Here is a 12,628-nt window from a genome sequence, read left to right on the forward strand (position 1 = left end):
AACGTCGCAGAGAAGGAAAAAGGGTAAAAGGAAAGCCTCTGCATTACCCCAAAACTTCGCAGAGAAGGAAAAAAGGTAAAAGGAAACCTCCTGCATTACCCCAAAACGTCGCAGAGAAGGAAAAAGGGTAAAAGGAAAGCTCCTGCATTACCCCAAAATATAGCTGGGAACGGAAAAAGAGAAAAACGAAAAATATCATGTGTAATGTCGTGTATGCCTGTCTCCTACCGGTCTGAAATTTTTGTTTAACACTCTTCTAACTGCTTTGATAGGCAGTACTCCCTTACACCAATCAAAAATCAAAGCTGTAGTTAACTTCCTCTCCGGAAAAAGTAACCTTATTTCCTCGATACTTCGCATCACCGCGGAATCAATCTTTTCATGTGTTCCACAGTGGCTGCAAACGAATTCCTTCCTTTCAATTTTATCCATGAGCTGATGACACTCTTTACACATAAGCCCTTTCGCCAATTGATCATATTCGTAACTTGGAATTCGCTTATAAGGGGAGTCGGTTTGGTGCAATTGTAAAAGCTTCTCTGCAATTTTTTTATGAAGGTTTGTCAGTTTGGAATGTTTCTTGTTTAGATTTTTCATATAACGATTTAACTGGCTTGGAAAAATAATAGGTGCATCTTTAGGGGACTGGTATAGAGTGAATTCAGGGTTAATGAAGACAACGGAGGATCCAATCACAAGGCGAAAGCCTAAGCTTTCAAATAGTTGTCGAAGCAGGGAGATACTCCGTTTTAATTGGAGCAGGGGATCTTTGATTTCACTTCCATTGATTTTTTTGAGGCGTTCACCTTCGTAGTAGTAGTCACCTTCATAGTACTTTACCTCGAAAACTAGGATTGCATCTTGAATGATGATCAGAGAATCAATCTGGAAGGTTGTGCCTCCTACTTCCAGGAGCAGGTCATTCAGTGTAAGATGTTCAATTTCAAGGCTTTCCATCCATATATCAAACTTGATTTCGCCTTCAAATCCTTTCCTGAGATTAAAGTGCCTTTGTTTCTCTTTCTCGGTAAATTCCATCCGGGGTGCTAACCAGTCCAGCATTTTTAACTCATTTGATTTAACCCGTTCTTTTAAAATCATACTCCACATCCTTTCTCCTCCATTTTTAAGCAAAAGAGTTTAAATAGCCAGTGAACATTTTAAGGCAGTTTTTCTAATTAATCACCAGGACACTTATATACGATAAATGCCTGGTCCTTAGAATCAGCAAAATAAAACAGTGTGATCCGCCACGGATCACACTGATAAAAGACTTATTCGTCTGCTTCTTCGCTCTGTCTGTTCGTCTGGTAAGGCAGGGTATCCCAGAAGCTGGTATCCATTGTTTCGATAGAGTCATCAGCAATCGCTCTTACTGTAGCATCCAAAGTGGTGATGGTCTGCTTGATCAGGTAGCCGTTGCTCTTCTGGCCTAAAGCATAAGGCTCGTAATAATGGTCGGACATGCCGCGCATTTCGAATAATAGAGTCGAGATATCATAGCGGACAGCCGCACCGTTACGTCCAATGTTGGCACCTTCCCCGCCGCTATATTTGCCGATATGGCCCCAGCCAGTATCTTCAAGCGCATTGTATACGACGGCACCAAGCTTCTTGGAGCCTTCCAGCACATCTGGCTTCACGTCAGGGTTCGTTGGGTAGAGAATCGATCCAGAAACAAGTTCACCTTCTGTTTCGCTGAGCGTGCCCTGGTGATGAAGGTCAATCATGTAATCGATTTCATATTTTTCAAAAACATTCTCGTGTAGTGCGCGTGCTTCTGGTTCCATCTCGCTAGTTGCCTTTGCGTGCTCACGATTTAAATCTACGTAGTTTGCGTTGTAGCGGGTAAGGTGGCGGTCGCCATCAGCGTGGTAATCTTCAAGTGAGAAGTCGACATCGCCCATTGCTCCGTCCGCATTCAGCATCGGAATGACAAGGATGTTCACATTATCAAGTACATCACTAGTTTTACCAGTGCCTAAATGCTTGATGAATTCTAGTGCACCCTCAGTTGTCAGCTGCTCGTTTCCATGCTGCTGCGTTAAAAACAGGATGGTTGGATTATCCGGGTTGGAAATATACTTAGCCATATGAATATCACGGCCTTTGACGGTCTGCCCGATCACTTCCAGCTCCATTGCCTCCTGTTTGGCATCCTGAGTCTTCAGGTAATCCACTAAACTTTCATATGTATGCAAAATCGATGTTTGTACGGATCCATTTCCGGCACCCGGTCCATTCCCGACAGCACCAGTAGGCAGGGCCACCGCAGTCACCGCGCCAAGAGCCATCATGCTTGATAAAGAAACCAATAGAACCTTCTTTTTCAAATTCATCGTCATTCCTCCTATAAACTAGATTCACTATACATGTTACTGAATTTTTAAAAAACATTTAATAGAGTAAGATGCCTATTTATTAGACAAATTTCGAGCCTCGAAATAAGTAAAAATGATAGAGTTTTAAAAAGTGAAAACGGGGTTTGATAGGTAAAAAGTAAGTAGTTAGGCGAAATAAGCAGGAATCGCTATAATAAACATAACTAGAACTGAGTAAGGAGACACAGTAATGGCAGCAATCTTAATTGTCGATGATGATCCTAATATCTTATTTTTGGTAAAAAGCCAGCTTCAGGGAGCAGGCCATGTTGTTTACCAGGCTCAGGATGGTACCGCGGCTTTGAAAATAGTGAATGAAACTGTCATCGATTTGGCGGTAGTGGATGTGATGATGCCCGGAATGGACGGGTATGAGCTGACAAAGCAAATCCGGGAACTGCATGATATCCCGGTGATCATGCTGACGGCGAAGGGGCAGATTGAGGACAAGGAGCAGGGATTCCTTTCAGGCACGGATGACTATATCGTAAAGCCATTCGACCCAAAGGAGCTGATTTTCAGGATCAACGCATTATTCCGGCGCTATCAGAAGCGGAGCAATCTGCTGATCACCATCGGCAATGTAACGATCAACCAGCAAAACTTCGAGGTCCAGGTGGGTGATAAGACACTGATTTTGCCTCTGAAGGAGTTTGAGCTTCTCTCTTATATGGCAGCGAAGCCGAATCAGGTGTTTACGAGGAATCAATTGATCGAGGAAATCTGGGGCCTTGATTTTTCAGGGGATGAACGTACGCTGAACGTCCATGTCAAAAGGCTTCGGGACCGGTTCTCCGAGCTGACCGAGGACTTCACGATCAAGACGATCCGCGGCGTTGGTTATTTGGTCGAGGTACAAAGCAAATGAAATCCATCTATTCAAAATTTGTGATAGCGACCATAGCCATTATCCTGACGAGCACGCTGCTTGGATTTTTGATAGCCAATACCTACTATCATCAGCTGGTGAAACCATTGAACGACGAGAAGAATGTCAATGTTGCGGAGAATCTTTCAAGTTACATAGAGAGCCAGGAGAATATCGAGCTTGAAAACTATCTCGAAAGTGCCGCATCGATGGGTTACCAAATCTACGCAGTCAATGTAAGTGGCTACGAACAATACTTTGGGGCACCTTTCAAAAACCCAAACCTTCAGAAGAGAGCCATAGATTCGGTATTGAGTGGGGAAATCTACCACGGTATGCGAGACTACCCGATGGAAACGTTCGTCACTGGCTTTTTCGCCAATGAGCTCCGAAATACGGTAGGTGTGCCCTTCACCTTTAATAATGATCGATATGCACTATTCATCCGGCCTGACATTAAGCTTTTGTTCAGTGAAGTCCATGTGCTGATGGGCTGGATGATTTTGATTATGTTCATTATTAGTGTCCTTCTTGTACTGATAGCTTCAAAGTATCTTGTAAAACCGATCACAAAGCTGACATCCGCAACAAAAAAGATCCAGACGGGGAATTTTGATATCAATCTGGACATCAGCCGGAAGGATGAACTCGGTGTCCTGGCCAGAAGCTTTGAGGAAATGAGTTTGAGGCTCAGCCAGCTTGATCAGATGAGGAGAGAATTCGTCTCAAATGTATCGCATGACTTCCAATCTCCGTTACTAAATATCCAGGGCTACACCCAGCTGCTGGGCAAAGAGGATTTGAAGCAGGAAGAAAAGGCCCATTATATCCATGTGATCCAACAGGAAACGAATCGGCTGTCACTACTGACAAAGCAGCTGCTGTTACTGACATCCCTGGAAAAAGAAGAGTTTATCTTCAAGCCGGCTGCTTTCAATTTAGGCACCCAAATGAAGGAACTCATCCAAAAATATGTATGGCAGCTGAATGAGAAGGGGATTGCCCTCTCCTTTCATTTGCCTGACGTCATCTTCCATGGCGATGGAAACCTTCTTCATAATGCCTGGGAGAATCTTTTGTCAAATGCGATCAAATACAATAAGGAAAACGGAGAGATCGAAATCACCCTTCATGAAGAAAACGACCTGGTAAAAATCATCTTTAAGGACACCGGAATCGGGATGTCCCCGGATGAGGTCGAGCGGATATTTGACCGTTTTTACCGTGCTGATCCATCGAGATCAAAGGAAATTGAGGGCACCGGCCTGGGCCTGTCTATTGTAGACAGGATTATAAAGCTGCACCATGGAACCATCACTGTAAACAGCGAGCCAGGCAAAGGTTCTGAATTCGTTGTGCTCCTGCCTAAAGCACCGCCCCATTTGTAATATCCAGTTCACCTTCTGTTCACTTTCGATTCTTATAATGAGAATCGTAAGTAAACAGAAGGTTTTTTTATAGAGGGGGATTTTTAATGAAGGGTAAAAATTTGGCACTGCTTCGATTTTCAGCAGTGTTTTCAGTAGTCGGGGCGGTGCTTGGGGCTCATATGGCGGGTGCGGGTTCGTATGCGTTCCGTCCGATCCATGCCCATATCCTGGTTGTCGGGTGGCTAACGTTGTTTGCCTGGGCAGTTTATTATGAGGTATTCACGATCACGTCGAAAAAATTGGCTTCGTGGCACACATGGACAGCGATCATTGGCACGACAGGATTGACAGCAGGTATGTGGGTCCATAACCTGAAGCCGTTTGATTTACCAGAGGCTTTTTCACTCATCCTTTATATTGGTGGAGGGGTGACATTGCTTGTCAGCTTTATCCTCTTCCTGGTGTCGACATTCTTTATCGAAGGCTGATTTCGAAAGATTGTAGCCTTATCGAAAGAAGTTAAAGAGGGGGAGAGGGAAGAATGAAGTGGGCAAGGAAATTAACGGCTTTTTCGGGCAGCCAAAAAGGCTCGAAAGGAATCGTGGCCATTTGGGTCCTGGCAGCATTGTTGCTAGGCTGGCTTGCTCCAAGTGCGAGTGATTATGCGACAAGCATCAATGAGTCCGGGCTTCCTGAAGATTCCGTTTCACTGAAAGCAGATGAGAAAATCAATGAGCATTTTCCGGATGACGAGGGGATTCCCGCACTGCTCGTTTTTAATAAAAAGGGAGAATTCACCGGGAATGATTTTGCGATCATTGACCAGGTCAGCAAAAAGCTGACGGAGGCGGAGTTAGAGGGTGTCAAGGCGGTAGTGCCGTTTCATCAGATGACGCCGCAGGCAAAAGCATCTTTTTTATCAGAAAACCATACGACACTTATTTTGCCAGTATCACTGAATGAAAATCTCGAACGCAGCACAATCAATGACACTATTAAAAAGATAGGGCAGCTTGCCAAAAAAGAGTTGAAAGGGCAGGAGGAGGTTAAGCTGGCCATCACCGGTCCAGCGGGGATTGTCGCCGATATGATCGGCATATTCGCCCGGGCGGATATCGTGCTTTTGCTGGGCACAGTCGGATTGATCTTTATCCTGTTGATTCTGATTTACCGTTCGCCGCTGTTGGCGCTGGTCCCGCTATTGGGAGCAGGACTTGTTTATGAAGTGGTCAATAAAAGTATTGGGATATTAGGTTCTGCCGGGATGGAAATCGAGACACAATCGACCTCGATTATGTCGATCCTGTTATTTGCGGCACTGACCGATTATTCGCTTTTCATCGTGGCGCGTTTTAAAGAAGAGCTAAAAAAAGCGGGAAACAAATTCACAGCAATGAAGCGGGCGATGGAGGAAGTCACTGAACCGATTCTCTTCAGCGGCGGGACCGTACTCGCGGCCATGCTTGTGTTGTTCGCTGCCATTTTTGAGCCATATCGCAACTTTGCGCCTGTTTTCTCGATTGCATTAGTATTGATTCTCCTTGGCGGGTTGACGTTGCTGCCGGCTCTTTATGTGCTATTTGGCAGGAAGGCGTTCTGGCCGTCTCTTCCGAAAGTGGACGACCAGGCACCTGCTAAAGCGGGCATCTGGTCCAGACTGTGAGATATCGTTGTAAAAAATCCAGTGAAGAGTGGGGTCTTCGTGCTCATTCCTCTTGTGGCAATTGCCTTGAATACGGTCAATATCACATATTCATTCAATCTTATCAAATCATTTCCTGATGACATCCAGTCAAGGCAGGGATATGAGATCCTGGAGAAGAACTTCTCGCCGGGTGAGCTGGCACCGACAACCCTGATCGTTGAAGGTGACAGTGAAATCGTAAAAGAAGAACTGCAAGCCTTAAGGGGTGAGCTCCTTGATATGGCAGGGGTTGAACAGGTGAATCCTGATTTCGCCCTGCATGCTGATTCTTATTTTTCCAAAGATAAAAATGCAGCAAAGCTGGAGATCGTTTTTGCCGGCAATCCTTATGACCAAAAGACATTCGATCAGTTGAATGAAATCCGTATTCAGGAAGGAGAGCTGAAGAAAGGTGCTGGCCTTGAAGGAGCAAACTTCTACTATGCTGGTGAAACCGCTAAGCAGGCGGAAGTCCGCGAAGTGAATGACCGCGATACTTGGGTGGTCGTCCTGTTAACGACCGTTGTCATCATGGTCCTGCTTGGTGTGCAGACAAAATCCATGATCGCTCCCATCTATATGATGGCAACAATCATCCTGTCTTATTTTACAGCGCTGGGAGCCGGATCATTCATCTTTGACCAGTTCTTCGGCTATTCCGAAATCAGTTACCGGATTCCGTTATACACGTACATCTTCCTGGTGGCACTTGGTGTGGACTATAACATCATGCTCATTTCGAGGATAAAAGAGGAAGCAAGGAAACAACCGATTAAAGAGGCGATCAGTCTCGGCTTATCCCATACAGGTGGAGTCATTTCATCAGCAGGAGTCATTCTTGCCGCAACATTCGCCGTCCTGATCACCCAGCCAATCATGGAGCTGTTCATGTTCGGGTTCACCGTCGCGATCGGCGTCTTGATTGATACATTCCTGATTCGTACAATTCTAGTACCAGCGATTATGGTCAAGCTGGGAAGATACAGCCTTTGGCCTCACAAAGTAAAATAGAAACAAAAAAAGCGTGCTCAGCTGTGGCACGCTTTTTAGTGGGGGCATTAATTACTCTCTAGTTCTTCCTCGAAATAAAATGTGCTTGGGTATTCCTTCACAGTGTATGAATATCTTTTCATGTTTTTTACGTATTGGGACTTCATGATTGTCACTGTTTCGCCGGTTTCCTTGATATTGACCGATTGACCTGTTTTATAAATGTTGCTTGCGCTTTTCAATTAGCCACGCCCTTTCATGTTCTTTTAATTATACCACATTTTCTGATCCACTTTTATTAATCCATTATGGACTTTTGAATGATTTTTTATAAAACCCTGTTTTTAGAAAATTCCTAAATGCTTGCACTATCTTATCAATTCTGTTATTCTTAGGAAGAATTATTTTTGTTCGGTATGCAAGGAAAGAACATGCACTGCTTGATTCGCCTGGATATCACTGAGACAAGAATAGTAACAAATTGTGTGGATATCACACTAGGAGGCAACAAAAATGGAAAACGGTAAAGTAAAATGGTTTAACGCAGAAAAAGGTTTCGGATTCATCGAGCGCGAAGGTGGAGAAGACGTATTCGTACACTTCTCAGCTATCCAAGGCGAAGGCTTCAAGACTCTTGAAGAAGGCCAAGAAGTTTCTTTCGACGTTGAGCAAGGTGCTCGTGGACCACAAGCAGCTAACGTTACAAAACTATAATAACGGATTAGCCCATACAAACAAGCTCTGAGTCATCAGAGCTTGTTTTTTTATGTTCATATATATATTTGAATATTAAAAAAACCCCACTCCAATTGAGTGGGGTTTAATGCGGTAAAGCAATGGTTGTTCTTATTATAGCATAAGTATTACAGACACTGTGAAAAAAGTTTTCGGATTATAAACTTTGTTGGTTATATCCACAATATATCGACCCCTTTAGTTCCCTTCAAATATTTGAGACCAGCAATAAACTTCAGGAATACGACAGCAATCCTTTGTAATAGACATAATCATGCAATTTTATCAAAAATATCTGAATTTTCCATTGAAGTATCCATAATGGGAGTAGATAATAATGGTGTAGGCATATATTCATATTCTGGAGAATCCTGGGGGATACAATGGTAGAGTTTATAAAAGATTTGATCCTGCATTTTTCAATTATATTATCGCTCGGCTTCATGTATAACTTTCTATGGATGCAGAAGCGCCCGGTATATAAGAAACAAGTCTTTAAAATGGCCATTTTAGCAGCGCTATTAATGACAATGGCGTTGCCTGTAAGATTCCATGGTGGCATGGAATTCGACTTGAAGCTGATTCCAGTCTTCATTGCCTTTTTTTATCTAAGCAGGACCGATAGCTTTTTGCTTGTGGCTGTCCTGTTGTTATTGCAGGGATTTGTGGGGATGGACAAGCTCCCGGTCACGGCTGTCAATTATATTGTCATATTAATTTTATTTTTTTCAGTTGAAAAATTATATAAGAACACAACTGTTACCAGAAAAATTGCGCTCGGCCTTTTTGTGTACGGCATGATCACAACGACAAGACTTGCGGCAATGATCAACGCCGGCAAAGCGGAGGACTACCTTTATTTGCTTGTATTTTCACTCGTCTCTTTCGCTGCGCTCTCGGTAACTATTTATATTATTGAAATCACCAACCTGCAGCTAAAACTGATGCATGAGCTTCACAAAGCTGAGAAATTTTCAGCAATCAGCCAGCTCGCAGCCTCGGTTGCCCATGAAATCCGCAATCCGATGACCACGATCAGAGGCTTCATGCAGGTGCTCCAGGGAGAACGTAATTTGAATGATAACCAGAATCTCTTCATCACAATATCCCTTCAGGAGCTGGATCGCACCCAGACCATCATTGATAATTTCCTCTCGCTGGCAAAACCAAATACAGGGAGCATGGCGAAAATTGATTTGAGTGAACTTTTAACAGAAACGATTGATTTCATGAGATCCTATTCTCATCTCGCCAATACGGAATTGGTGGAGGCGATCGATAAGAATCTTTGCATCAAAGGTGATGCTCATGAAATCAGACAGGTTTTTATCAATATTTTAAAAAATGGAATTGAAGCTATGCCTTCCGGCGGAAGCATCTACATCATCGCCAAGGTCGACAAGAATAACGTAAGAATCCAGTTCCGGGATGAAGGCGTCGGGATGAACAAAGAGCAGCTCAACAGACTTGGCCATCCTTATTACTCCACGAAGGAAAAAGGAACAGGCCTCGGCATGATGATTTCCTTTGATATTATTCAAAGAATGAAAGGCAGAATCAATGTAGATAGTGCAGAAGGAAAAGGCACCACATTCACGATTCTCCTGCCATGTGAGTAATGGAATACTTTTCTGATAGGCGGAGGGCTCTATCGGCCAAACGGAAGGCGAACGCGTGGGAAAATGTCCGATAGAGGGGCTCTATCGGCCAAACAGAAGGCGAACGCGCGGGAAAATGTCCGATAGAGGGGCTCTATCGGCCAAACAGAAGGCGAACGCGCGGAAAAGTGTCCGATAGAAGGGCTCTATCGGCCAAACGGAAGGTGAACGCGGGGAAAAGTGTCCGATAGAAAGGCTCTATCGGCCAAACAGAAGACGAACGCGGTGGAAAGTGTCCGATAGAAAGGCTCTATCGGCCAAACAGAAGACGAACGCGCGAGAAAATGTCCGATAGAAGGGCTCTATCGGCCAAACGGAAGGCTTACGCGTGGAAAAGTGTCCGATAGAGAACCTACTGTACAGACGGAAGCCAGAAAACGAGATTGTAAATGAAAGAGAAGGCAGATATGACGGTCTTCTCTTTTTGTATAGGTTCATAAGTTTACGAGAAATTTGTCGGAGTTAAGCAGTCGCCTTCGCTTTTCTGGTTGTCTAGCTGCGGCTCCTAACTCCTCGAGACGCTTGTCTAGTGTTGCCTCCTAGAAACGCCGAAACTTCAACTCCGCCGGCAGAAGCAAAAAGCGCTTCTTTGTCGGAGTCTCCAGTTTCTTCGTTTCTGGACAGTCGGCTATACATTTCAATTTCGGTCCTGCCAATGAAGTCAAAGAGCGACTTCACTGTCAGGCACTCCGAGGCACACGATGTGCTAGACCCGCCAGCCACAGGACGTGGCGTTATAGGCGGGCAGCGCTTGTCGGAGTTAAGCAGTCGCCTCCGCTTTTCTAGTTTGGAAGTATTTTTTAGTGCGTCGAAATACAATCTTAAGCTATAATAATTTTTAAAAGATTCCTATAATTGTTTTTGCGGGAAAGGGGAAGAGAAGCATGGCTGATTTTAATACTTACTTTTTAATGAATGCTGATGAGGTCATTTTATATGTAAAAGAAAAGACCGCTTTCTTTGATAAAGATGCTGAATTGAGCTGCACTGAAATTGGGGATGGCAATTTGAATTATGTCTTCCGGGTGATTGATGAGCAATCGGGAAAGTCATTGATTGTTAAACAGGCTGGTGATACTGCGAGGATTTCCGATGAGTTCAAGCTTTCCACAAACCGGATCAGGATTGAATCCAATGTGCTGAAGCTTCAAGGTGAACTGGCACCAGGTTTGGTCCCGGATGTCTATCTGTTTGATGATGTGATGAATTGCTGCGTGATGGAGGATCTTTCTGATCATACTATCCTCCGTACAGCGCTTAATGAAGGCCGTATTTTTCCAAAGCTTGCCGATGACATGACGACTTTCATGGTCAATACGCTTCTGCTCACTTCGGATGTGGTCATGGAGCATAAAGCGAAAAAAGCGCTTGTCCAGGATTATATCAACCCTGAATTGTGCGAAATTTCGGAGGACCTTGTATACTCTGAACCTTTCACTGACCATAACAGCCGAAATGACTTGTTCCCACCCAACAAAGAGTGGATTGAAGAGAATATATACGGAGATGATCAACTCCGCTTTGAGGCTGCGAAGCTTAAGTTTGCTTTCATGACCAATGCTCAGGCGCTTGTGCATGGGGATTTGCATTCGGGTTCTGTTTTCGTAAAAGATGATTCGACAAAAGTGATCGATCCTGAATTCGCGTTTTACGGGCCGATGGGTTATGACGTTGGCAACGTGGTTGCGAACCTGATGTTTGCATGGTCACGCGCACATGTAATTAATGCTGATGAGAAGTATGTTTCCTGGCTTGAGGAGACGATTGAAGATACGGTAAACCTTTTTGCTGAAAAATTCCTGGCAAGCTGGAATGAAAATGTCACGGAGGTCATGGCAAAGGAGCAGGGCTTCGACCGCTGGTACTTGGATTCTGTTCTTAAGGATACGGCATCGGTAACCGGTATGGAGATGATCCGCCGTATTGCCGGCCTGGCGAAGGTCAAGGATTTGACGACAATTGCAGACGAAAAGCAGCGTGTAACAGCAGAGAGAATCTGCCTGTCTGCAGCGAAGCAGTTCATCTTGGAATCAGGCGGCTTCAAAACGGGCGAACAATTTTTAAAAGTATTAAAGGATTCAGCTTCAAGCCATAATATGCGATAATAGGACGTTCCCTATCTAGATTTTTAGAGAAAGAGAGGCGCATCGTATGTTGCTTCTGGAAGAACGGATGAAAGTCGTAGAATACGGCAAGAAAATCATTTCTAGCGGCCTGACAAAAGGAACAGGTGGAAATATCAGCATTTTCAATCGAGAGAAGCAGCTGGTTGCCATCAGTCCGAGCGGAATCGATTATTTCGAAACCAAGCCTGAGGATGTTGTCATCATTAATTTGGATGGCGAAATCGTCGATGGCGAGAAAAAGCCGTCGAGTGAGCTTGACATGCATTTGATTTTTTACCAGCGCCGCGAAGATTTAAACGCGCTTGTCCACACCCACTCGCCCTATGCAAAAACGATAGCCACACTTGGCTGGGACATTCCGCCGATCACTTATTTGGTGGCGTTTGCCGGTCCGAATGTAAGGTGCGCTCCCTATGCCACATTTGGAACGAAGGAGCTTGCCGAAAAGGCATTTGAAGGCATGGTGGATAGAAGAGCTGTGCTGTTGGCGAACCACGGTATGATTGCCGGTGCCCATAACATCGAAACAGCATTTACAGTCGCTGAGGAAATCGAGTTCAGCGCTCAGATTTATTATCAGGCGAAAGCGATTGGCGAGCCAACAGAACTTACTGAAGAAGAAATGGCAGTTCTGTTCAGGAAATTTGAAAGTTACGGCCAGAGATGATGACCCTCTATTTTGAGGGTTTTTCTTTTTTTGTCTGGGACTCTGAAACAACCTCCTCTTGCCTTTAGTCGGCCTGATAAGTTTTCGGTCCATTTTATAGTTAACTGTCAGCTATATTTCATAAAAGGGAATCACAAAGTCACCAGATT

Annotated in this window: 13 protein-coding genes; 9 read left to right on the plus strand and 4 right to left on the minus strand. The window is 44.3% G+C overall.

From position 1 onward, the window contains the following. Window positions 1–195 precede the first annotated feature (195 nt). Window positions 196–1,110, minus strand: a complete 915-nt coding sequence (locus J7E32_RS19870) for a nuclease-related domain-containing protein (protein ID WP_286183603.1) — start codon at window positions 1,108–1,110, stop codon at window positions 196–198. 164 nt (window positions 1,111–1,274) lie between these two features. Further along, window positions 1,275–2,339 carry a M14 family zinc carboxypeptidase gene (locus J7E32_RS19875; RefSeq protein WP_214911025.1) on the minus strand — a complete coding sequence of 355 codons (1,065 nt, stop codon included), beginning with the start codon at window positions 2,337–2,339 and terminating at the stop codon, window positions 1,275–1,277. 232 nt (window positions 2,340–2,571) lie between these two features. Here J7E32_RS19875 and J7E32_RS19880 point away from each other — a divergent pair, with 232 nt between their 5' ends. From J7E32_RS19880 to J7E32_RS23055, 5 genes are all read left to right on the plus strand, one after another. Further along, a complete protein-coding gene (locus tag J7E32_RS19880) occupies window positions 2,572–3,249 on the plus strand; it encodes a response regulator transcription factor (protein WP_214911027.1) in 678 nt (225 codons plus the stop codon). Next, window positions 3,246–4,637 (plus strand): sensor histidine kinase, encoded by a 1,392-nt coding sequence (locus tag J7E32_RS19885; protein ID WP_214911029.1) that lies wholly within the window; start codon window positions 3,246–3,248, stop codon window positions 4,635–4,637. The genes J7E32_RS19880 and J7E32_RS19885 overlap by 4 nt, the downstream gene beginning before the upstream one ends. A gap of 86 nt (window positions 4,638–4,723) precedes the next feature. Then, window positions 4,724–5,107, plus strand: coding sequence for a hypothetical protein (locus J7E32_RS19890; RefSeq protein WP_214911031.1), 384 nt, complete (start codon window positions 4,724–4,726; stop codon window positions 5,105–5,107). 53 nt (window positions 5,108–5,160) lie between these two features. Next, window positions 5,161–6,282, plus strand: a complete 1,122-nt coding sequence (locus tag J7E32_RS23050; RefSeq protein WP_286183604.1) for an MMPL family transporter — start codon at window positions 5,161–5,163, stop codon at window positions 6,280–6,282. Window positions 6,283–6,336: 54 nt separating this feature from the next. Further along, window positions 6,337–7,314: an MMPL family transporter gene (locus J7E32_RS23055; protein ID WP_353654079.1), complete on the plus strand. Its 978-nt coding sequence runs from the start codon at window positions 6,337–6,339 to the stop codon at window positions 7,312–7,314. A gap of 47 nt (window positions 7,315–7,361) precedes the next feature. Here J7E32_RS23055 and J7E32_RS19900 read toward each other — a convergent pair whose 3' ends face one another. Further along, complete coding sequence (locus J7E32_RS19900) at window positions 7,362–7,535, minus strand: hypothetical protein (protein WP_214911033.1); 174 nt, start codon at window positions 7,533–7,535, stop codon at window positions 7,362–7,364. A 271-nt stretch (window positions 7,536–7,806) separates the two neighbouring features. Here J7E32_RS19900 and J7E32_RS19905 point away from each other — a divergent pair, with 271 nt between their 5' ends. Continuing rightward, window positions 7,807–8,007 (plus strand): cold-shock protein, encoded by a 201-nt coding sequence (locus J7E32_RS19905; RefSeq protein WP_023626356.1) that lies wholly within the window; start codon window positions 7,807–7,809, stop codon window positions 8,005–8,007. Window positions 8,008–8,411: 404 nt separating this feature from the next. Continuing rightward, entirely contained in the window at window positions 8,412–9,647 is a 1,236-nt protein-coding gene (locus tag J7E32_RS19910) for an ATP-binding protein (protein ID WP_214911034.1), read from the plus strand. Window positions 9,648–10,178: 531 nt separating this feature from the next. Here the strand turns inward: J7E32_RS19910 and J7E32_RS19915 are convergent. Beyond that, a complete protein-coding gene (locus J7E32_RS19915; RefSeq protein WP_214911037.1) occupies window positions 10,179–10,364 on the minus strand; it encodes a hypothetical protein in 186 nt (61 codons plus the stop codon). A 206-nt stretch (window positions 10,365–10,570) separates the two neighbouring features. Between J7E32_RS19915 and mtnK the strand changes: the two genes are divergently transcribed. Next, the gene (mtnK, locus tag J7E32_RS19920) at window positions 10,571–11,791 is read left to right on the plus strand and encodes an S-methyl-5-thioribose kinase (protein WP_214911039.1); all 1,221 of its coding nucleotides are present in this window, start codon (window positions 10,571–10,573) and stop codon (window positions 11,789–11,791) included. A gap of 46 nt (window positions 11,792–11,837) precedes the next feature. Continuing rightward, entirely contained in the window at window positions 11,838–12,479 is a 642-nt protein-coding gene (locus tag J7E32_RS19925; RefSeq protein ID WP_214911041.1) for an L-fuculose-phosphate aldolase, read from the plus strand. The last annotated feature ends 149 nt before the right edge of the window (window positions 12,480–12,628 follow it).

Source organism: Bacillus sp. ISL-55 (assembly GCF_018613155.1).
In the GTDB taxonomy this organism is placed as follows: domain Bacteria; phylum Bacillota; class Bacilli; order Bacillales; family Cytobacillaceae; genus Mesobacillus.